Origin of the sequence: Aneurinibacillus danicus (genome assembly GCF_007991215.1) — a bacterium.
Lineage (GTDB): Bacteria > Bacillota > Bacilli > Aneurinibacillales > Aneurinibacillaceae > Aneurinibacillus > Aneurinibacillus danicus.
Map to the genome: position 1 here is coordinate 1 of NZ_BJXX01000082.1, position 22,032 is coordinate 22,032.

The 22,032-nt window shown below is 45.0% G+C and carries 15 protein-coding genes; 7 read left to right on the forward strand and 8 right to left on the reverse strand.

Annotated elements, in window-relative coordinates; all coding sequences use genetic code 11:
* Together ADA01nite_RS09695 and ADA01nite_RS09700 are read left to right on the forward strand one after the other, a co-directional pair.
* A partial coding sequence (locus ADA01nite_RS09695; RefSeq protein ID WP_170230217.1) for a TIGR02680 family protein occupies nt 1–3,149 on the forward strand: 3,149 nt, incomplete at its 5' end.
* Nucleotides 3,146–4,414: a TIGR02679 family protein gene (locus ADA01nite_RS09700; RefSeq protein WP_170230218.1), complete on the forward strand. Its 1,269-nt coding sequence runs from the start codon at nt 3,146–3,148 to the stop codon at nt 4,412–4,414. The genes ADA01nite_RS09695 and ADA01nite_RS09700, both read left to right, overlap by 4 nt.
* Before the next feature lie 165 nt (nt 4,415–4,579).
* Here ADA01nite_RS09700 and ADA01nite_RS22840 read toward each other — a convergent pair whose 3' ends face one another.
* Nucleotides 4,580–4,705, reverse strand: a complete 126-nt coding sequence (locus ADA01nite_RS22840; protein ID WP_281286002.1) for a hypothetical protein — start codon at nt 4,703–4,705, stop codon at nt 4,580–4,582.
* Between the two features lie 508 nt (nt 4,706–5,213).
* Nucleotides 5,214–6,434: an MFS transporter gene (locus ADA01nite_RS09705; RefSeq protein WP_146809761.1), complete on the reverse strand. Its 1,221-nt coding sequence runs from the start codon at nt 6,432–6,434 to the stop codon at nt 5,214–5,216.
* 693 nt (nt 6,435–7,127) lie between these two features.
* On the opposite strand from ADA01nite_RS09705, the gene ADA01nite_RS09710 reads away from it, so the two are divergent.
* Both ADA01nite_RS09710 and ADA01nite_RS09715 read left to right on the forward strand, forming a co-directional pair.
* Nucleotides 7,128–7,820: a response regulator transcription factor gene (locus ADA01nite_RS09710; RefSeq protein WP_146809762.1), complete on the forward strand. Its 693-nt coding sequence runs from the start codon at nt 7,128–7,130 to the stop codon at nt 7,818–7,820.
* Complete coding sequence (locus tag ADA01nite_RS09715) at nt 7,798–10,023, forward strand: sensor histidine kinase (protein WP_146809763.1); 2,226 nt, start codon at nt 7,798–7,800, stop codon at nt 10,021–10,023. Before ADA01nite_RS09710 ends, ADA01nite_RS09715 begins: the two co-directional genes overlap by 23 nt.
* Before the next feature lie 105 nt (nt 10,024–10,128).
* Here the strand turns inward: ADA01nite_RS09715 and gdhA are convergent, their stop codons facing one another.
* On the reverse strand, nt 10,129–11,511 hold the full coding sequence (gene gdhA / locus ADA01nite_RS09720; protein ID WP_146809764.1) for an NADP-specific glutamate dehydrogenase: 1,383 nt from the start codon (nt 11,509–11,511) through the stop codon (nt 10,129–10,131).
* Between the two features lie 208 nt (nt 11,512–11,719).
* Between gdhA and gltC the strand changes: the two genes are divergently transcribed.
* Nucleotides 11,720–12,625, forward strand: a complete 906-nt coding sequence (gene gltC, locus ADA01nite_RS09725; protein WP_146809765.1) for a glutamate biosynthesis transcriptional regulator GltC — start codon at nt 11,720–11,722, stop codon at nt 12,623–12,625.
* A 111-nt stretch (nt 12,626–12,736) separates the two neighbouring features.
* Here gltC and ADA01nite_RS09730 read toward each other — a convergent pair whose 3' ends face one another.
* Entirely contained in the window at nt 12,737–12,916 is a 180-nt protein-coding gene (locus tag ADA01nite_RS09730) for a small acid-soluble spore protein H (protein ID WP_146809766.1), read from the reverse strand.
* A 172-nt stretch (nt 12,917–13,088) separates the two neighbouring features.
* Between ADA01nite_RS09730 and ADA01nite_RS09735 the strand changes: the two genes are divergently transcribed.
* Nucleotides 13,089–13,346: a hypothetical protein gene (locus ADA01nite_RS09735; protein WP_146809767.1), complete on the forward strand. Its 258-nt coding sequence runs from the start codon at nt 13,089–13,091 to the stop codon at nt 13,344–13,346.
* Nucleotides 13,347–13,467: 121 nt separating this feature from the next.
* Here ADA01nite_RS09735 and odhB read toward each other — a convergent pair whose 3' ends face one another.
* The 3 genes from odhB to ADA01nite_RS09750 form a co-directional block, all read right to left on the reverse strand.
* The gene (gene odhB / locus ADA01nite_RS09740; RefSeq protein ID WP_146809768.1) at nt 13,468–14,814 is read right to left on the reverse strand and encodes a 2-oxoglutarate dehydrogenase complex dihydrolipoyllysine-residue succinyltransferase; all 1,347 of its coding nucleotides are present in this window, start codon (nt 14,812–14,814) and stop codon (nt 13,468–13,470) included.
* Nucleotides 14,807–17,668 carry a 2-oxoglutarate dehydrogenase E1 component gene (locus tag ADA01nite_RS09745; RefSeq protein ID WP_371863550.1) on the reverse strand — a complete coding sequence of 954 codons (2,862 nt, stop codon included), beginning with the start codon at nt 17,666–17,668 and terminating at the stop codon, nt 14,807–14,809. Before ADA01nite_RS09745 ends, odhB begins: the two co-directional genes overlap by 8 nt.
* Nucleotides 17,669–17,826: 158 nt before the next feature.
* Entirely contained in the window at nt 17,827–18,507 is a 681-nt protein-coding gene (locus ADA01nite_RS09750; RefSeq protein ID WP_246147284.1) for an SIMPL domain-containing protein, read from the reverse strand.
* A gap of 211 nt (nt 18,508–18,718) precedes the next feature.
* Here ADA01nite_RS09750 and hrpB point away from each other — a divergent pair, with 211 nt between their 5' ends.
* Nucleotides 18,719–21,232, forward strand: a complete 2,514-nt coding sequence (hrpB, locus tag ADA01nite_RS09755; RefSeq protein ID WP_146809772.1) for an ATP-dependent helicase HrpB — start codon at nt 18,719–18,721, stop codon at nt 21,230–21,232.
* A 75-nt stretch (nt 21,233–21,307) separates the two neighbouring features.
* Here the strand turns inward: hrpB and ADA01nite_RS09760 are convergent, their stop codons facing one another.
* Nucleotides 21,308–21,694: an alpha/beta fold hydrolase gene (locus ADA01nite_RS09760; RefSeq protein ID WP_146809769.1), complete on the reverse strand. Its 387-nt coding sequence runs from the start codon at nt 21,692–21,694 to the stop codon at nt 21,308–21,310.
* Nucleotides 21,695–22,032 lie beyond the last annotated feature (338 nt).

Below are 22,032 nucleotides of genomic sequence, written 5' to 3' on the forward strand. Positions count from 1 at the left end.
ATATTCGTCAAGGAACTTTAGAGGAAAAGAGAAATCGGTTAGCGACTCATGAAGTGTTTCAGTTGGAAAAAGAGCTACAAGAGAAGGTTCAAACTCATAAGGATTTACAAAAAGAGATCAAGAACCGCACCGAGCGAATAGATCGCTTGGCCAATAAGGAACGCGAGAGTAGAAAGAGAATTCATGAGCTGGAGCAAAACGTGGCCGACCAAGATCAGAAGCTACTAGAGCTGATAGAAGATTTGGCGTATGAAGCGGAAGAAAGTGCCTTTTCACAGCACGAGCAAAATGTACAGGATTACGAGCGTAGTAAGCATGAATATTTTGCGTTTGATCTATGGAAGAAAGAGATTCAGCAACATACGCAACAACTAGAAAAAGCGTTACATGAGCTTCAACTTCGTGAGCAGACGATGGGCAGGATGCAGGAGAAAAATCATGAACTGGGGGAAGCCGAACGCGAGCGGGACGCAGCGCAAGAGGAAGAACGTAAATGGCGTGAAACGTTGTCTGAAGAGAAACAAAAGCTAATTCATCAAATTCACCTTTGGACAGATGAACATCATGTGTATCATGTGCCGTCAACTGCTTTGCAAGAAATGGCGCGCTTGGTTGATGATTTATATTCTCATGTCGAGTATGAGGACGTGAAGGAAGTATTTTCTCCATATGTACAACAATATGAGGATAGACTACGGACGAAACGCTCCACCCTTGAAGCACAGCAAAAGGAGACCGAGAAAGAGCTAGCCCGACTGAGAGAGGAATGGGAAATGAGAAAAGCCCAGCGTGATCCAGAACCCGTTCGGCATGAAGCAACGGTGGAGGCTCGAAAGCTACTGGAAGAGCAATCGGTTGTCTTTGCCCCTCTCTATGAATTAGTGGAATTTCAACCGCACGTATCAGAGGATGTTCAAAAACGCTTAGAGAGCGCTTTAATGGAAACGGGTTTATTGGATGCGCTCGTAACAACGGAAGAAATTTCTCTGCAGCATGACCGCGTGTTAATAGGGGATCCGAAGCTTTTATCGCATACGTTGGCAGATTACTTGCAGCCAGATCAAGCACAAACGAAAATTCCGATCAAACGCGTCCAGGATATTCTTGAGAGTATTGAAATGGATGGAGATTCTCCGGTTCACTTTGGGGAAGATGGAACGTATCAGTTTGCAAGTTTACGAGGACACGCCCTGCCCCTTAACGAGGTACGTTTTATTGGAAGAGAAGCAAGAAAACGTTATCGTGAAGCATTGATTGCGCAACTGGAACAGCAGATGGATGCTTGCAAAGAAAAGATTCGCAGTTTACAAGAAGAGCAGAAGTCACTTGATGAGGCGCTGCAACTCTCCAAACAAGCATGGGGACGTTTTCCTTCTAGTGCGGACGTGAAGACTAGCTATAACGAAATGAAAGAGGCGCAAGGAAGGGTAAAATTGCGCTTGGAGCAAATCGGGCGAATTTCCACGCAGCTAGCAGAACTCGATCACGAACTTCAAAGAATTAAAGCACGACTATTTCATGCAACAGATGGATTGCTCCTTAAATTGACGGTGGAATCCTACCAAAATGCTCTTTCCCTCAGTCGACAGTATGAGAAGTCCCTTGACCAAATTCACCGTGAACACGAGAGATTCATTCGCCTTACTCATGATCATGAAAGGGAGCAGAAGTTCGTCCGTGAGGTGCAAGAAGAGTTGGATGAGTACCGTGGAGAGCTGAATATGTTAGAAGATAAGCTATCGCGAGAGGAACAAGGAATTTTTCATATTCAAGAACAATTACAGCTCGCTGGTGCGGAAGAGATTCGCCGTGAAATACAACAAGTTACGGCAGAATTAAACCAAGTGAAGTTAACGTTGGAAGACGTGAGAGAGCGGCTACCACGTCAACAAGAGAAACGAACTAGTACGGAAGAGAAAGTGAAAGAGCGACGGGAATCTTACTCTTTCTGGAGCCAAATGGAGACGGTATGGGAAGAAACTGTGCGGAAGGAATGGAAACGAGCGTCGAATGGAATGCAGGAAGATGTACCGTTTGACATAACGAGAGTGGAAGAGTTCACAAAAGGAAAGTCGTTGAAAGAAAAGGCGCCACTGGAAGGGCAGCTAACGGCTTTATACCACAGCTTACAACCAGATTTAATTGAACATAAAATGAGGTTGTTTACCGATGTTCCTACTGTTCCAAGTTGGATGAATGAGATTGAATGGGAAGAGTGGAAACCAGTGATTGAGCAGTGGAAATCGAAAGGGACACGCAACTTTATCGAATTTGACCAGCGGGGAGTCAAGATTTCCCCATCTGCTCTACATGAAGCGGTCTCGCGCGAGTGGGCCATTCAAGAGAACCGACTGGATGAAATGGATAAGAAATTATATGAGGAGATCCTCTTAAACTCCGTCGGTCATAAGCTGAGAGGGCGGATTCGTCGTGCAGAGCAATGGACAGAGAAAATGAGAGGCTTGATGGAGAGTCGAGATACGTCATCGGGGCTGAAATTCTCGATTAAATGGCGTCCAAGAACTGCGGATACTGAACAAGAATTGGACACAAAAGATTTGGTCTCTCTATTAAAGCAAGATGCGAGTTTATTGAATGACCACGACCTTGAGCGGATTACGAATCACTTCCGCTCGAAAATTCTAGCTGCGAAAACGTGGCTGGAAGAAAAAGGAGAAGGTCAAACGCTGCTACAAGTCTTAAAGATGGTGCTCGACTATCGTAAGTGGTTCTCGTTCGTTCTTTATTTTGAACGACCAAATGAACCAAGACGAGAACTTACTAACCATAATTTCTTCAAATTCAGCGGGGGAGAGAAGGCGATGGCGATGTATATCCCGCTCTTTACCGCTTGCTATTCACGTTATCAGGAAGCAGCTCCTCACGCTCCATTTATTATTTCATTAGACGAGGCCTTTGCTGGAGTCGATGAAAACAATATTAAAGAAATGTTTGAGATTGTAGAACAGCTTAATTTTAATTATATCATGAACTCCCAAGTGTTATGGGGAGACTATGAAACGGTCAAATTTCTATCTATCTGTGAACTTGTTAGACCCAAAAATGCCAACTTTGTCACCGTCATCCGATACAAATGGGATGGACAAGCATTGAATGTCCAAATACCAGAGGAGGTAGGGACAAGATGAGTGAGAGATTGATGGAAGCAGTACAGTACTTTCAATCAAAAAAGGGCTATGATGCCCTTTTTCGCCTTTTTCGCAAAAAGTATGAATCATTAGGAAGAATAGGTGGCTCGGTTAAGTTATCGGGCTTTTCACCAGAGGAAATGGAGGAAGTCGCTCTTTTTATGGGAGCATCCCCACATCATCTACTTCGGAAAGGGACACTTTTGCTACTGGACTTTGAACACCGCTTAAAGCAGACACGATTTTCTGGAATTTCCTTACATGAACTGCTTGAAGCCTTCTTTGGGGAAAAGATTCAATCTAAAAATGCCGTGAAAGAAGAAATTGTGACCGCACAACAGAAAACTTTAGACCTCATGAAGAAGCGGTACCCTCAAATCCACCAATGGTTCACTTATCTAGAAGGGCGAACGCCTGATACACTTTGGATTTGGCGTTTGCTCCTTGAAACGGACTTTGAAGAAGAAGTTCGGATTCTCCAATCTGCGTATTCATCTCTGCCAAGCAAGGTGGAACGGTATCCTTTGTTTAGTCAACGAGTTACTGGAAATCCGCATTCTTTTGATCTATCAACGGCAAGAGGAAAGCTCTGGATTCATTTTTTATATGTGCTATCAGGAGGGGAAGGACCTCCTCCTTCTCAGACGGAACCGATTAATGATCTTCTGCTTTCATTTAACTTGTTGAGAGATGATATCGCTAACTTTGTGACAGCGGCGAATCTAATAGCTCATACGGCAGGAGTTCCACACCCTGTTTGGAAAACAGCTACAGAAAGTGGGACCATTCTAAACGTGCCATTACGAGAACTGCTCAAGGTTGAAGAGGTAAAGACGGCAACAAATTCACAGAAGGTCTATGTCGTTGAAAATTCTGGGGTATTTTCGGCTCTAATGGATATAGTTCCTCATGCGCCGCTATTATGCACACATGGTCAATTTAAACTAGCAGGGTTAAGACTAATGGACTTGCTCGTAAAATCAGGGCACACCCTTCACTATAGTGGTGACTTTGACCCTGAAGGATTGTCAATGGCCGTACGCTTTAAAGAAAGATACGGAGAGCAGGGGCATTTATGGAGAATGACGGTGAAGGATTATCAATTATCCATGCCAGTTGTAGAGTTGGGAGAGAGGCGTGGAAAACTTGCTTCACTTAAAAATTCGGTACTCTGTGATCTTGCTGCAGCTATAGAGATTGAAGGGAAAATGGGCTACCAAGAGGGAATTTTGCTACAACTCATTCAAGACTTGCAAGGGGTATAGTGGAATGTGCTTTTACATTTTAGAGAATAATTTTTATTTTGAGAGTGTTCTTATTTGAATTAATTTCATTTATTAAGAATTTCAAAATGAGATTGGATTGTAATATCATCATAATATTAAATGGAGAGGGCTTACCCTCTCCAAATTGTCCAGAGCAGTTAAGAACTATTCCGTATAACCTAGGTCATGTAGCGTTAAATCTTCATATTCTTTTCCAAGCTTATAAGATGAAACATGTTTATCGCCACTGGCAGGTTCAATAATTCTTTTTTTACTCAATGCTCCGCCCATTTTGAAATGGTCCTAGGATGAGCTTGGAATATAGCTACTATCTCTTTAAGCTTAACAGGACGTTTTTTTTCAATAATAAAGCGGAGTAGCGTTTTTTCATTTGGTTCAAGGTTGCCAACTCTAGTATCTTGTTCGTTATTAGCAAATCTTTTTGCCAGGTTTGTTACTTTCTCATAGGTGAGTGTCATTATTCGGACAAAGTATTCAACTTAAGAATATAGGTTTTTTGGATTATTACGTCCGTTATAATATAGCGGTGGTAATCCCATCTGTAGATGTTGGTAGTAACCTTGCAGATCTTCAACATAGTATTCTTTTATGGAATATGGATACTTAGCTTTTTAATTGCATTTTGCTTAACTTTTCAGTTGCGGAAAACATCCTAAAAACGCAAAGCAGTTTATTGACGACTTCAAAAAACACGCTCGCATCGATCCAGGCGACGGAGTTAACGGGAAAGGGAGGCTATAAACTAAAAGTAACTATATAACGAGCTGAATAGTTACTTTTATTCTTTAGATAGCATTCCTTCGACATTCTGCGCTTTCATGTTATAGATTGGTAAAATAACGAGAAGGCCAATGACAAAAAGAACCGCTGCCGATTCAAACATCGTAATAATTGAAAACATTTCCTTCATTACCCCAGCGATGCTCATTGTCAAAACCATTGACCCAGTGAAAAGCGGACTTAACGTTCCGTTCACTCTTCCAATAAATTCAGCCTTTGTATTTTGTAAAATCAATGTGTTAATCCCTATTTGAATACAAGGGAAGAATAATCCGTTAGTAAATTCAGCTACAAGTGTTACGAAGAGATTAGTTGAAATACCTATTACGCTTAGTCCGATCGCGCTGGCTAACATTCCAATAACCAATAATCTTTGCGGTGGAATCGACTTAGAAAACATAACCGAAACCGCTCCACCTACAATCATTCCGATACCGTTCGCCATTAACAACCATTGTAAGCTTTCTTTCGCTAATTCCAGCCGCTCTATGACGAGAAAAATGGAGAGAGGCTGAATCAACCCTATAGCTAACCCTGCCGCCATAAAACATAGACCGAGAAGCTTTAATTCTTTTTTTGCCATAACATAACGAATCCCACTTTTCATCTCTTCTAGTAAAGACGCCGTTTTCTTTTCATCATCCATCGTATGATCAGCAGGAATAAATGATAACATCGCTGCTGAAAGAAGGAAGGCAACTCCGGTAATTCCAAGGGACACATCAATTCCAAACTGCTGGAAAATAAATGTGCCAAGTACTGGACCTAACACCATAAAGATCGCAAATATTGTTTGATAAATGGACATGGCTGATTGAATCAGTTCTGGATTCAAATGCATTTTAAATAACTTCATTCCGGATGGCTGTGAGAATTGCGATAAAATCGATGAAATCAGCGTGGCAAAAAAGATGATTTTCCATGAGCCAAACACAAGAGTTAATAATACCGCAAAGATAGAGAGGGCACTTAAAATATCACACCAAACCATCGTTTTCTTCGGCTGCCAGCGATCAGCAAATGTCCCACCGATAAACGAAAAAACAAAGATTGGAGCAAATTCAGCTACCGAGATCATGGAAACAGCAAAAGCATTCCCGTTCGTTTTTTCCATAACGAACAAAAGAACAGCAAAATTCCGAACCCAAATTCCTACTTGAAGGAACAAGGCTGAAAGGAAAATGGCCTGAACAAATCGATTTTTCAATAATTGTGACATAACATTCCTCTTTTCTATTTCAAGGTAGTAAATATTAAATAAACATCCGTTATAAGGTAAATGACCCTAATACTTACAAAAAGCTACATATTCTCTAACAGACAACAAAAGACCTCCCATCCGTCATTTTTGGATAGGAGGTCGTCAAGAACCATGGAAAAAGACATAGTAAACCTGGTACTATAGCTACGATCATCTTTTTCTAAAAAAGTATAGACTAATCCTATTCAAAAATGACTTCGCAATTATAACGAATGTGCTTTTGAAATAGGATTAGAAGATCATCGCTCCATGGTCACCCTTTCGTGTAATAATGTAATTATATTACACTGTTTTTTCCTTTTTTACAAGCATTTAGATGGATGGGCGAATCGTATATCTCCGATTGCTTTTTGTATTGGTCCTCAATTTTTAATCATTCCTACCGTTACGGAGAACGGTATCATAAATAGATAAATGTTTTACGGGTTGAAAAGTCTTATCATTATAATTATAAGGCTTTTTTCTTTATGTAAAAGCGAAGTTTTTGCGTAAAGAGGAGCGCTATACAATGGTATATCCTTAAGAAAGAAAGAGCATAAACTTAAGAAAGTCTTAAGGATTCCCTTGATTTAATGTTAAGAATTACATTTTACAATGTAGAAAGTCCCGGGAGTTGACCATGATATACTTTTGAAAGGAGCGTGAAAAAGGATGAACAATTACACGGTATTAGTTGTCGATGATGAAAAAGAAATCCGGGATGGTATCGAAATCTATTTAAAAAATGAAGGTATGACGGTTATAAAAGCAAAAGACGGCATCGAAGCGATTGAAAAATTGAACGAGCATGTTATTCACCTCATTATTTTAGATATTATGATGCCGCGGCTTGACGGTATCGCAACCACCTTTAAAATACGTGAGGAAAAAAACATTCCAATTATCATTCTGAGTGCAAAAAGCGAGGATATGGACAAAATTCTAGGTCTTCAGGTTGGCGCGGATGACTATGTTACGAAGCCGTTTAATCCGTTAGAGCTTATTGCCCGAGTGAAGTCACAGCTAAGAAGATACGTTACGCTGGGCACGTACGAAGGAATAGAAAAAGTCATTAATCTTAATGGTCTTACATTAGACCAATCGGCAAAAGAGGTAACGGTCGACGGTGAAGTTGTGAAATTAACGCCGACTGAATATAAAATCGTCGAATTGCTTATGACGAATGCCGGACGCGTGTTTTCCATTAACGAAATTTATGAACGGGTATGGAAGGAACCGTGCTTTAACGCTGAAAATACTGTAGCTGTTCACATTCGTAAGATTCGCGAAAAAATTGAAATTAATCCGAAACAACCAAGATATTTAAAGGTGGTATGGGGAATTGGGTACAAAATCGAAAAATAAGATGATATTCGTCATTTGGATTTTGTTATTTACTTTCGGATTAAGCGGTATCATCTCAGGACTATGTAACGGAAAAGACTATATAAAAAAAGATTACTTTCAAACTAAACAGTTTGAAGATCAGCTAAATCAGTTTATTGCTTATCTAAAGATGTTCGAATTAAGTAATATAAATAAAGAAGAAATCAAAAAGAAAATTACCGTCACGGCCGAGGAAATTGAAGAACACCGTTACCGCTATGGAGATTTATCCACACAGGTCTCGAATATAAAAAGCCAATATGAGCATAAAATTCAGGATGCACTGTTAGCAGGAAATAAAGAAGTAGCTGATGCCTATGTTGCTGAAAGAGACAGGAAGATAGAGGATATTACAAACAATTTTAAAAGCGACGAACACGTCCGGGCAAAAGTCGTGAAAGAAAAAGAACAAAAGGTCGACAATTATTTTCGTGAGATAGAAAAGTACCGTTTAGAATCCGAAAGATACAACAAAGATCTTTTTACGTATTATTTAAAGAACACGGCAACGGGAGAAATTTATACGAATGTAAATATCACCAGCGGCGATTCAATCGATACGTTTATAAATAGTAAAACTATGATATTTATTCAAAGCTATCCTTCGCCAAAGTATGGCTATCTTTCAACTGAGGGAGCATACAATTCAATTGTTGAATATGATGATGTGATAACCCCGTTAATAGAAAAGGAAACGGGCAAGTTTGAAGGGCAGATTGCGCTGCCTAAAGCAGCGTCTTCGGCAAGCCCTATTCTGGCAGACTATTATGATTTTGGGCAAAAACAAAAAATCTTCTTGATCTACACCATTAGCGGTATTATTGCTTTTCTGCTGAGTTTTTATTTGAACAAAAAAATACCGGTTATTCAATTTATTCCTACAGGGAAATGGCAGCCTTACTATAACCGTATTCCGATAGACATAGCAGTAATGGGTTTGGCGTTTACGGGACTTCTGACACTTTTTCTTTCCATAATAGATAATGGCCTGTACCTGCATCAGGATGTATATAGTTATGTTAGAAATACACTCTTCAGTTTAATTGCTACAGCCTTTTTTGTTGCGTTAACATGTATTCAAGGGAAGTTTTTGTTAGAGAGAGTAAAGGGCCCGGCGAACCTGAAAGTAGATTGGCAGAAGTCCTTACTGTACAGAGTATACCAGGGGATAAAGGAAGCGTTTCTCATCCGGAGTATGGGGATACAAATATTTGTTCTTTTATCCGTCGTATTTGCTTTTGGCTTTGGTGCGGCAATTGCTCTCATAGAGCCTGAGTTTATCCTTTTTTATGTTCCTTTATTTATTGTGGTATGCGCTCCAGCCTCCATCGTAATCATAAAGCGTACCGGCTATTTTAATCGTATTGTTACCAGCACTGACGAATTCGTGCGTGGAAATTTGGAGCCGGATATACCTGTGATAGGGAAATCAGCATTAGCCGTTCTCGCAGCTAATATTAATACATTAAAGCATGGTATCAAAGCATCGCAAAAGGAACAGGCGAAAAGTGAACGATTAAAAACGGAGCTTATTACAAATGTGAGTCATGACTTGCGAACACCGTTAACTTCTATCATTACGTACACAGAGCTTTTGAAGAAATCAGATTTAGCAAACGAAGAGCGTGACGCATACGTTGAGATTATTGACCGTAAGTCTAAACGATTAAAAGTGCTCATTGATGACTTATTTGAAGCATCCAAAATGGCAAGCGGGAACGTTGAGCTTGTAAAAGAAAAAGTAGATCTTGTCCAGCTTTTGCAGCAGGCACTTGCTGAATACAATGAAACAATCGGAGAGTCAACATTGCAATTTCGGGTCACAAACCCTGATACGCCTGTTTATGCTGTTGTCGATGGACAAAAACTGTGGCGGGTGTTTGACAATCTAATCGGAAACATTCTCAAATATTCATTAGAAAACACCAGAGTATATATTTCAGTGAAAAAAGGAAATGACAAAGCGGTAATTACTTTTAAAAATGTTACCAAATACGAGCTTAGCGAAGATATAGATGAGCTGTTTGAACGATTTAAACGTGGGGATACATCCCGTCATACAGAAGGATCAGGACTTGGACTTGCCATTGCTAAATCGATTATAGACCTGCACGAAGGCAATTTAGATATTGAGGTAGATGGTGACTTATTTAAAGTAACCGTTTCATTGAGTACCAGATGAGTGTAACAAAACCAAAAGGGCGCCTGCTTATAGATTTCTATAAGCGAGCGCCCTTAAAGTTAGTGAAAGTTTAGTATATCTTCAACTGAATTTTCCTGCTTTTTATTAAATAACTCCCTGTGCTACCATTGCATCGGCAACTTTAAGGAAGCCTGCGATATTAGCACCGACAACCAGATTTCCCGGATGACCGTATTCTTCCGCAGCTTGCATGCTGTTCTGATAGATGTTTTTCATGATTTGATGTAATTTCGCATCCACTTCTTCAAATGTCCACGACAGTCTTGCGCTGTTCTGCGCCATCTCCAATGCAGAAACCGCTACGCCACCTGCATTGGCGGCTTTTGCCGGACCGAAGAGAACATCGTTATTCAGGAACACATCAATTGCTTCCAATGTAGACGGCATGTTTGCCCCTTCGCCGATGGCTTTGACTCCGTTGGCGACCAGAATTTTTGCCGATGTTTCATCGATTTCGTTTTGCGTCGCGCACGGCAGGGCGATATCGCAGGGGATGGACCAGATTCCTGAGCATCCTTCAAAGTATTGCGCCTGCGGATGTTCCTTCACATATTCACTGATTCTTTTTCTCTCGACTTCTTTCAGTCGTTTTACTGTATCAAGGTTGATGCCATTTTGGTCATAAACATAGCCGTTGGAATCGCTGCAAGCCACGACTTTTGCGCCTAACTGGGTAGCTTTTTCGATAGCATAGATGGAAACATTACCGGAGCCGGATACAACAACCGTACTTCCTTCAAAGCTAAGCCCTTTGTCTTTTAACATTTCCTGTACAAAGTAAACAGTACCATAGCCTGTAGCTTCAGTACGTGTTAAGCTCCCGCCATAGCCAAGGCCTTTCCCTGTTAATACACCGGCTTCATAGCCGCCGCGAATTCTTTTGTATTGTCCGAACAGGAAGCCGATTTCCCGTGCGCCAACCCCGATATCTCCGGCCGGTACGTCGATGTCTGGCCCGATATATTTGTAGAGCTCTGTCATGAAGCTTTGCGTGAAACGCATGATTTCCGCATCGGATTTTCCTTTTGGATCGAAATCGGAGCCGCCTTTGCCTCCTCCGATTGGCTGGCCAGTTAAGGAGTTCTTGAAGATTTGTTCAAAGCCTAAAAATTTAATGATGCTGGCATTTACAGAAGGGTGAAAGCGTAAGCCGCCCTTATAAGGACCGATCGCGCTGTTGAACTGTACACGGAATCCGCGGTTTACCTGTACTTTTCCTTGATCGTCTACCCATGGTACTCTGAAGGTAATCACTCTTTCCGGTTCCACAATTCTTTCAAGTATGCCATGATCTATGTATTTTGGATGTTTTGCAAATACAGGTACGAGAGAATCAAAAATTTCTTTAACCGCCTGATGAAATTCACTTTCATTAGGATTACGCTTCTTCACAGCTTCATACACTTCATTCACATAATCTTTCGCAACTTGTGTTCCCGTTTGTTTAACTTCCTGTAAAGTAGCCATGTTCTCTTCAGTTCTCCCCTTGTTTAAGAATGTATGATACAAAGTTAAAATTTTAGAGATAATCTGACATATATAGACTTACTATGCTTTAATAAATGTTAGATTTTCTTACTATGGTGTATTTTATAATTGAAAAATAATCTAAACAATATGAAAGTTAGATAATAATCATGCCGATATGAGATGATTGGGAAGGAGGATGAAAACATTGGAATTAAGACAGATACAATATTTTATTGAGGTTGCCAGGCGAGAACATGTGACGGAGGCCGCTCTGGCTTTACATGTGGCACAATCCGCTGTAAGCCGGCAGATTTTTAATCTGGAATCGGAGTTGGGTGTTGATCTGTTTATCCGGGAAGGACGGAACGTCAGATTGACGCCGATTGGAAGAATATTTCTGAAGCATATGGAACAAGCAATGAAGGTAATCGATAATGCAAGGCGGGAAGTTGAAGAGTATTTAGACCCGGAGCAAGGTACAATTCGCATTGGATTTCCGAGTAGTCTGGCTGCTTATACGCTGCCTACTGCCATTTCTGCCTTTCGCGAGCGCTATCCTCAAGTTAAATTTCAGCTCAATCAGGGTTCTTACCGTTATTTGATTGATGGGGTGGTGAAAGGGGAAATCGATATGGCGCTGCTTGGTCCGGTGCCTAAGCAGGAAAAAAAGGTGAAAGGGAATATTTTATTTACAGAAAATATTGTTGCATTGCTGCCATCTAGCCACCCTCTTGCGGATAAACCCTCGCTGAAACTGAGCCAATTACGGGATGATTCATTTATCTTGTTTCCCAGGGGGTTTGTTTTACGTGAAATTATAATGAATGCTTGCCAACAGCTTGGCTTTCGGCCCAATGTGTCATTCGAAGGAGAGGATATTGACGCCATTAAAGGATTGGTCTCGGCAGGTCTGGGTGTGGCGCTTATTCCCGAAGTTACATTGATTGACAGCCTGCCACGTTCAACAGTAAAGCTACCTGTCATTGAGCCCCAGGTTACCCGTACGGTCGGTGTCATTATTCCCAGTGAACGTCAACTGCTTCCTACAGAGAAGCTCTTCTACGAGTTTCTCAGGGAGTTTTTTACCATATTGGACAGATTTCAAAAGTAAAGGATGTTCTCTTCACTCTTTTTCTTCGCACCGCAAAAGTCAGACGCCCTTTCTGGTGATACGGTTCATTACGCGCGAAACAATTGAGTATAACGTTACGAACAGCTTGATTCAATGCTCTATCAAGCTGTTCAAAGATACCGTTTGTTCATTCCCCGGCTGGTCAAGCGGATAAATTCGGGCCGTTTCATTGTTTTCATCCACATGCTGTATATAGATAGGTACTCCTTGATAAGTAACATTGGCCATAACAGGTGAAGCAGCGATCTCTTTGGCACGTTGTGTGTTCATGTTAACGACCTCCTGTAATTTGTGACAGTTATAGTATGCACCTTAAGCTGTTCGATTATTCAACCTGCGCGCGTGAACGGTTTCTGATTGTGACGGCATAAAATGCGCATAAATTCTCATACTGAAAAGAGTGTCACCGACACGAAAACAAACATGTGAAGGGGGATTCGTGATGGACAACCAATCGTTACAGGATGCGCAGCGATCGTTAAACAATGCATTTCAGGCCGTCGGTCAGCTTGAAGGAACGCCGAATGAGAAACAGGTTATGAATGGGGCACGCAATGCGATGGCTCATGCCCGCCGTGCCATCGAACAAGTGCAGGACAATGGTGATCAGGGCGCCGTAAGCGCAATGGAACAGCAGATGGACCAATTGCAGGCTCGTTTCGAGTCGGCGCAAGACAGCAGCGGCAAGCATATTAATTAACAGCCATCCGAAGACTCGCGGGAAATCCCGCGGGCTTTTTCATTTGCAGGGTTTTATTGAGTTATGTTTAATCAAAAAAGCCTGTCTTTACATCAATCGTAAGGACAGGCCAGGCGAAAATTTAACCCTCTAGCAACAATGCCTCCGGATCTTCCAACAGTTCTTTTACTCTTGCCAGGAAGCTAACCGCTTCTTTTCCGTCGACAATCCGGTGGTCATAGGACAGGGCGATATACATCATCGGCCGGTTTTCCGTCCGTTCTGTATCAATGGCAACAGGCCGAAGCTGAATCTTATGCATGCCCAGAATACCGACCTGAGGAGGATTGAGAATCGGCGTAGATAGCATGGAACCGAAAATTCCTCCGTTCGTGATGGAGAAGGTGCCTCCCTGAAGATCAGACAGGCTCAATTTGTTATCACGAGCCTTTTTTGCCAGATCAGCAATATTCTTTTCCAAATCTGCAAAGCTAAGTCGATCCGCATCACGAACGACGGGCACGACTAATCCTCCCTCGGTGGAAACCGCAATCCCGATATCGTAATATTTCTTAATCAGGATATCTGTGCCCTGAATTTCTGCATTAAGCAGAGGAAAAGCTTTCAAGGCGCCTATAACCGCTTTTGTAAAGAAGGACATAAAGCCAAGCTTCACGTTGTGCTGTTCCACAAACTTCTCCTGACGGCGCTTGCGAACGTCAAGAATGGCCGTCATATCGACTTCATTGAATGTCGTCAGCATGGCTGCGGTTTGCTGAGCATAGACCAGTCTCTCGGCGATAGTCTGGCGGCGCCGAGACATCGGCACACGCTCTATCGGCTTGTCTGTGCCGGTTAGCTTTGCACCGGCTCCAACCTGAGGGTTGCGTTCGGCTTGCTTCTGTGCGCCTGCAGGCGCTGGAGCGGCCGTTTTTTCCTGACGTACTTCCGGCTGTGCTTCACCGCTTGCTTTTACGTCATCTACTCTGATCCTTCCGAGAGGGTCCTGGCTTCTCACGGAGTCTATATCAATGCCCCGTTCCCTGGCCAATCTTCGTGCGGCAGGACTCGCCGCACGTGAGCTATGGATTTCTGCCCCTTCTTTATCAGGGGAGCGGGCCGGCTCAACTTCGTCCTGTTCCTCATTAGACGGTATCGTTGCTTTCTCCAGCGGAGCGTTCTCTTCTTTGGGCGGCTCTGCTTGCTCCTTAGGTGCGGCGGTCTCTTCCTTGGACGGAGCCGTGTCTCCTCCGGCTCCCTGCGCAATCATGGCGATGACTTCACCTACCTCCACCGTATCTCCCGGCTCGCGCAAAATTTTTTCCAGCTTTCCGTCTTCTTCTGCACTAATCTCTATGTTGACTTTATCCGTCTCCAGTTCGGCCAGCACTTCACCCCGGGAAACGGAATCACCTTCCGCTTTTAGCCATTTTACAATCGTTCCTTCTGTTATTGACTCTGCCAGTTCCGGTACCTTTACTTCACTCATGAGTGTGCCCCCCTGCCATGACAGTATTGGATTTCGTAAGAAGTAGAGCTTCTTCCATGATTTTTTGCTGTTCCATCTTGTGCACATCCGGTGAGCCTGTAGACGGGCTTGAGCGGTAAGGTCGGCCGACGTAGCGTACGGGCACCCGGGCCAGTTCCCTGAGCCGCGGCTCTATATACGACCAGGACCCCATGTTTTTCGGCTCCTCCTGTACCCAGACAATTTCCTTCAGGCGTTTTGAGCGGTCCACAATCTCCTGAAGGGCCTTTCTCGGGAACGGATAGAGCTGCTCTACGCGGACAATATGGATTCTCCCATCGTTTACCTGCCGTGATTCCCATTCCGTCTCCAAATCAATCGCGACTTTTCCCGAACAAAGAATAAGACGTTCGGCTGTCTCTGCATTTTTTTCAAGGCCGGGCTGTTCCATTACCTGTTTAAACGAGCTCTGGCTCAACTCTGTCCACGGTGAAGCAGCGCGCGGATTGCGAAGCAAACTCTTGGGCGTCATGAGAATTAACGGCCGGGCGTCCTCTTTGCCCGCTTTCGATGCCTGAAAACGTAAAAGATGGAAGTATTGAGCCGCGCTTGTCAGGTTGGCAACGGTCCAGTTTTGTTCGGCAGAAAGTTGCAGGAAACGTTCCAGGCGGGCGCTTGAATGCTCCGGTCCTTGCCCTTCGTACCCGTGGGGCAGAAGGAGAACCAGATTCGAGATCTGCCTCCATTTCGCTTTTCCTGCGGCGATAAATGTGTCGATGATAGGTTGGGCCACGTTGGCAAAATCGCCGAACTGCGCTTCCCAAAGTACCAGCGTATCCTTAGCCAGCACATCATAGCCGTATTCAAAGCCTAATGCCGCTACTTCCGACAGAGGGCTGTTATAGACGGCAAAAGAAGCGCGTGCATCGGGGATGTGCTGCAGAGGAACGAACGATTTTCCGGTTTTAAAATCATGCAGCACAAGGTGGCGTTGGGCGAATGTGCCCCGCTCTGAATCTTGACCGGTGAGCCGAATTGGAATGCCGTCCATCAGAATCGACGCAAAGGCCAGCGTTTCTGCCAGCGCCCAATCGACATAGCCATCCGGCGCCTTTTCTCTGCGCTTCAAAATTTTTTCCAGCTTGGGATAGACGGTGAGATCTTCCGGCCATTCGAGGAGCTGCCGATTCAGTTCAGCGAGTGTATTTGACGGAACGGTCGTTTTTATCCCGAATTCGTCGCCGCTTTCGATGCCCTGCACCAGCTCATCTTCCTGTTTCTCATCGGTTTTCATTTTGTCGTAGGCTTTCTTTAACCGTTCCTGAGTCTCTTGCTTCATTTTCTTTACGGCTTGTTCACTGACGACTTTGTTCTTCTTCAGCATATTGGTGTAGATGGCTGTAATTCTTGGATGCTCAGAGACTCTGGCATAGAGAATAGGCTGAGTAACGGCCGGGTCATCCGTTTCATTATGTCCGTACCGGCGATAGCCAATTAAATCGATTAAAAAGTCCTTCTTGAATTTTTTCCGGTACTGATAGGCGAGAAAGACTGCCTCAAGGCAGGCGATCGGGTCGTCGGCTTTTACGTGCACAACCGGAATTTCGTACCCTTTCGCCAGATCGCTCGCGTATTTTGTGGATCTTGAATCCTCGCTTTCCGTCGTAAATCCGATCTGGTTGTTGGCGATAATGTGAATCGTACCGCCGGTCTGATACCCTTTTAACCGGCTTAAATTAAGCGTTTCCGCGACAACGCCCTCTCCGGGGAAAGCCGCGTCGCCATGAACCAGAATCGTGAACGCTTTGTTGACATCCTGCCCGGGAGCTCCGGCTACCTGCCTGTCTTCCTGCGCCGCCCGCGTATAGCCTTCCACGACGGGGTTCACAAACTCCAGGTGGCTTGGATTATTGGCCAGGGTCAGCCGCATACGGGCAGCATTATCGGCTTCTATCTCCCGGTCGGCCCCCAGGTGATATTTGACGTCCCCCGTCCAGCCGTAATTCATTCCGGTTGACCCCTCCGAAGGGAAGAGGTCTTTATTGGGGGAGTGATGAAATTCTGAAAAAATCTTCTCATAAGGCTTACCTAAAACATGAGCAAGGACACTTAAACGTCCACGGTGGGCCATACCAATCAGCACATGGCGCACTCTGTCGTGTGCGCCCTGACGAACGAGGTCATCAATCATGGGTACAAGCATCTCAAGCCCTTCAATGGAGAATCTTTTTTGGCCTGCAAAAGTACGGTGAAGAAACCCCTCAAACTCCTCGACTTCTATTAGCTTCTTTAAAAGGGAGAGGTGATGGGCGTTCGTAAACTCCCGTTTTGCTTTTCCGGATTCGACTATATGGCTTAGCCATTCTTGCTCTTCGGCGTTGTTGATATGCGTAAATTGGTAGGCGGTCGAGCCTGTGTAGACATCACGAAGATGCATGAGCACATCCCATGCAGTGCGGAGCCGGTCCGGCGCTGCAGACCACACGACCTTTGCGGGAATGGCCTGTAAATCTTCGTCGCTAATGCCATAGGTTGACGGAGCAAGAAGATGCAGATCCAGGTCTTTTTCATTTGCGAACGGGTTGGTTTTTGCGAATAAATGTCCATTCATGCGAATTTGTTGGATTAATTTAACCGCTTTGACCGCTTTTTGCATTATCTCCACATTATCTGCAGCCTGCATGTTTTTCTGCGGAAGGATTTCTCCGCTTTCATACAGCGGCGGTGCTCCCCACTGGTCAAATAACTCCCTCATCTCCTGATCAACGGATGCGGGATCTTGAAGATATTGCTCGTATAATTGATGCACATATCCCAGATTCGGGCCTTCGAATTCCTGCCACGGCGTGTTGTTTCTCATTTGATTGCGATTCAAGTTGCGGCACCTCCAGCTTTTGTAAGATTGGAAGGAGAGTTAGCCTCATGAAGACCTTTTCCTCAAACATGCTTTATGAAAACATCTTCTACCATCTTTATATAATCTCTCCAGTCTACTCTGCCTATTCATGGGGATGGCACAGGAAGAAGAACTTCTCATACTGTGTAAGAATATTCAGTCCGTATCTCAGCGGAAATCTCTACTTGTCCCGGCTGGACGGGAGTAGCTGCACTCATTGCATAAAGGGAAGCCTGATAAGGGACAGGTTCCGGTGCACCGGATACTTCTTGAATCCTGTTCGGGATTTGATTCAGTGTGACTCCTAACGTTTTCGCCATGGTAACGGCTTTTTGCTGAGCATTGTTGATGGCCAGCGATAAGGCTTGATTGTAATAGATGTTTGGTTGTGCAACCGTAAATTTGATGGCTGAGACGGAGTTGGCGCCACTATTGACAGCGGTATCAATGACAAGTCCCGTCTGCTCGATTTTATCGATGGTAATTTGAAGCAGATGGGTGACTTTATATCCGCGCAAAATCTGTTTCCCGTCTTCATAGTCGTATTGTATGTCGATTCTATAGTCACTCGTTTTGATGTTCTCCTTTGGAATCCCCAGTCTTAAAATGGAGTTGATTATCTTTGATACGGTTTCCGCATTTTCTTTTTGGGCTGTGCTCACGTCTTTGGATTCCGTGATTGCGCCCAGTACAACAATGGCTCTATCAGGCGTGACAGAAAGCGTTCCTTCTCCTGAGACTTTCATTACGTACTGGTCATTACGGTGAGAGGGAGGAGGCATCGTAGGATATAGGGGAAATGATGGAGTATAATGCATTGGCCAGCCGCCTTTCCTGTAGATGGTTTTTCTATACAATGTACTTATGCTCAGCCTCTAAAATTCTTAGTTTCTGAGTTTATCTACCTCGATATGTGGACTATATAAAACCTCAGGGTAATCAGTGTGTAGGCGACGATCGAATTTAACAGATAGGCCGGGAGAGAATCTGATATAATTCGTTCGAATAGCTGTGATGGGGTGATAGATGATGACACAACTTCCCATTGAAGCGGTACTCCCGGCATTGAAAAACTCGCTTCAGATACATAAAAATGCAGTACTCGTGGCGCCACCGGGGGCAGGGAAGACAACCCGGATTCCGCTCGCTCTTCTGGACGAGCCGTGGCTTGAAGGCAGCCGCATCCTTATGCTTGAGCCCCGCCGTTTGGCCGCCCGGGCTGCTGCCCGCTATATGGCGGCATCGCTTGGGGAACAGGTGGGGGAGACGGTAGGATACCGGGTCAGGCTGGATACGAAAGTAGGACCGAAAACGCGCATCGAGGTCATTACCGAAGGAGTGCTTACCCGTCTCCTGCAGGCGGATCCGGCCCTGGAAGATACGGGAATCGTTATCTTCGACGAATTTCATGAACGGAATCTGCACGCGGACCTGGGGCTTGCACTCTGTCTGGAGTCTCAATCTGTACTGCGGGAAGATCTGCGGATTTTGGTGATGTCGGCTACGCTGGATGCCGATCCGGTGGCTGCCCTTTTGAATGACGCACCGGTTATCGTGAGCGAAGGACAGGCTTTTCCGGTGGAAACCCGCTACTTGAACCGCCGCGTCGAAGAACGCATGGAAACGGTAGTTGCGCGTACAGTTCAAGAGGCGCTTAAGAATGATGAAGGCGATATTCTGGTCTTTTTGCCGGGCGCAGGTGAAATCCGGCGAACGGAGACGCGACTTGTGGAAGCAGGACTGGGCCGAAATGTACATATTGCTCCCCTTTATGGCAGTCTTTCGAGGAAGGCACAGGATTTAGCTATTTCGCCAAGTCTGCCTGACGAGCGCAAAGTTGTGCTTGCGACATCGATTGCCGAGACAAGTCTTACAGTCGAAGGTGTCCGAATAGTTATCGATAGTGGGTTGATGCGTATTCCGCGCTTCTCGCCCAGAACCGGGATGACGAGCCTTGAAACTGTTCCGGTGTCGCGGGCTTCGGCGGATCAGCGCCGGGGTCGTGCGGGCCGGCAGGGACCGGGGGTGTGCTACCGTCTTTGGACGGAGCAGGAGGACAGACATCTTGCTTTACGCAGCATTCCGGAGATTCTGGAGGCGGATCTTGCGCCGCTTGCGCTCGAATTGGCCGCGTGGGGCGTCTCTGATTCTGGTGAGCTTCTCTGGCTTGATCCGCCTCCTGCTGCCGCGTTTGCGCAGGCGCGTGAGCTTCTCAGTCAGCTCGGTGCCCTGGCGTCAGACGGTACGATTACCCCGCATGGCCGGCGGATGGCAGAACTCGGGCTTCATCCCCGGCTTGCCCACATGGTCCTTCAAGCCGTTCCTCTGAGACTTGGCGGACTGGCTTGCGAACTTGCGGCGCTTCTTTCCGAACGGGATGTTTTACGCAGCGATCGTACAGTCTTAGATGCGGATTTGCGTCTTCGCATCGAAGCGCTCCGCAGCGTAAAAAAGGCAGGACGGACGGAAGTTATGTCGGTTTCAGGTTTTCATGTCGATACGGCCGCCTGCCGCCGGATTCTTTCGGAGGCGGATCGTTGGAGAAGGATGCTGGGAATTTCAGAGGAAGAAGAAGGCGACGCAGACGCCTGCGGTATCCTGCTTGCTTTTGCCTATCCGGACAGGATTGCCCAGAAGAGAACGACAGGCCGCTTCCTTCTGCGGAATGGACGAGGGGCTGCTTTCAGCGAACTGCAGCCGCTTTCGAATGCGCCTTATCTGGTCGCGGCAGAATTGGGGGATCAGGTGCCTGAGAGCCGCATTTTCCTGGCAGCTCCTATAGAGCTTACGGAGTTGGAACAGTATATGGGCGATCAAATTGAGACAGCGTCTGTCATTGAATGGGACGGAACGGCACAGGCTGTACGCGCACGAAAGCGCAAGCGTCTGGGTGCCCTGCTTCTGAAGGATGCGCCGTTTGCAGACCCGGATCCGGAAGAGATACTGGAAGCGATGCTTCACGGAATTGCACAGGAGGGATTGGAGATACTGCCGTGGACGCGAGCCGCCCGTCAGTTTCGTCAGCGCCTTGCCTTTATGCATAAAATCGAAGCTGAGTGGCCGGACGTCTCCGACTCAGCGCTTGTCTCGACGCTTGAAAATTGGCTTGCTCCTCATCTTTACGGCTTGAAGAGCCGGAGCGATTTGCAGCGTTTGAATTTGACGGGCATATTTGAATCCATGCTTCCATGGGAAAAACGTCAAGTATTGGATGAGTATGCTCCGACACACTTTACGGCTCCCAGCGGTTCACGCATTCCCGTTGATTACAGCGACCCGGATAATCCGGTGCTTGCCGTCAGACTCCAGGAGATATTCGGACTTAAGGAAACACCGCGCATCGCCCGGGGAAAGGTGCCGCTTACCCTGCATCTGCTGTCGCCGGCACAGCGTCCCGTGCAGGTGACGCAGGATCTGGCCAGCTTCTGGAAGAACGCTTATTTTGAAGTAAAAAAAGATCTAAAGGGACGATACCCGAAGCATTACTGGCCGGATGATCCGCTTAGTGCGACGCCGACAAACCGTACCCGTCCCAAAAAGTAAGAAAAACTCGCGGGCGTTGCCGCTCGTCCTTAAAAAAGTGCCCCGCTTATCGAAAGCGGGGCGTCTGTTTCTTTTTTATCCGAACTGCCGGGAGAGCCATTCAACCATTTTTTCTTTCAACTCTTTATCGATTGGCTGTTTTACCTGGTTTTTATAATCTTTTAGAATAACGCTGAATTCCATTTCTGCATCCGTTTTTCGGAGAATGTGCGTCATATTTTCGATGAGATAGGATTCACACGATCCTTGTACTATACTGCAGATTACTTGAGTGTGTTCGGGGCGTACCTGCACATCTTTTGTTCCGGTGATGGCGAGAACCGGGCAGGCAACGTCCTTCAGGTACTCCCGTACATCATAATGAATATGCTCCCGGTTCCATTTGGCGTTTATTTTCTTTCCTTTATAGCGGATAACAGGCTCGTCGGTGTTCGTGATTTTCTGGATTAAGTCATCGTTCATTTTGTCCAGTTTGCCGCTCACATTCAATAAGCGGAGGAGCCAACCCGAGAAGCCTTTTTTATAAATTAATTATTATCATTAATTAATAATAAAATTATACAGAAACTGTCAAGAGAAAATTATTATTTGTGTTTTAGAATCCCAAATGGTATAATTCCTACCATTGAGTCAAAAAAGCTGGTAGGGATATGGCATCGTTTTATCCTGTAAATTAAAGAAAAGAATTTTTAACTGCAAATCGTGAATGGAATGAAACGATAATCGTATATACTTAATCTAGGGATAATGGGAGGTATTCCGGAGGAAGGGAATGCGCTCCCCTTTTTTCTGTGAAAATC

Bases quoted from the DNA above. Each gene is read 5' to 3' on its own strand.
- ADA01nite_RS09700 (WP_170230218.1), top strand. From the start codon at position 3,146: ATGAGTGAGAGATTGATGGAAGCAGTACAGTACTTTCAATCAAAAAAG.
- ADA01nite_RS22840 (WP_281286002.1), bottom strand. From the start codon at position 4,705: ATGGGCGGAGCATTGAGTAAAAAAAGAATTATTGAACCTGCCAGTGGC.
- ADA01nite_RS09705 (WP_146809761.1), bottom strand. From the start codon at position 6,434: ATGTCACAATTATTGAAAAATCGATTTGTTCAGGCCATTTTCCTTTCA.
- ADA01nite_RS09710 (WP_146809762.1), top strand. From the start codon at position 7,128: ATGAACAATTACACGGTATTAGTTGTCGATGATGAAAAAGAAATCCGG.
- gdhA (WP_146809764.1), bottom strand. From the start codon at position 11,511: ATGGCTACTTTACAGGAAGTTAAACAAACGGGAACACAAGTTGCGAAA.
- ADA01nite_RS09730 (WP_146809766.1), bottom strand. From the start codon at position 12,916: ATGAACACACAACGTGCCAAAGAGATCGCTGCTTCACCTGTTATGGCC.
- ADA01nite_RS09735 (WP_146809767.1), top strand. From the start codon at position 13,089: ATGGACAACCAATCGTTACAGGATGCGCAGCGATCGTTAAACAATGCA.
- odhB (WP_146809768.1), bottom strand. From the start codon at position 14,814: ATGAGTGAAGTAAAGGTACCGGAACTGGCAGAGTCAATAACAGAAGGA.
- ADA01nite_RS09750 (WP_246147284.1), bottom strand. From the start codon at position 18,507: ATGCATTATACTCCATCATTTCCCCTATATCCTACGATGCCTCCTCCC.
- hrpB (WP_146809772.1), top strand. From the start codon at position 18,719: ATGACACAACTTCCCATTGAAGCGGTACTCCCGGCATTGAAAAACTCG.
- ADA01nite_RS09760 (WP_146809769.1), bottom strand. From the start codon at position 21,694: ATGAACGATGACTTAATCCAGAAAATCACGAACACCGACGAGCCTGTT.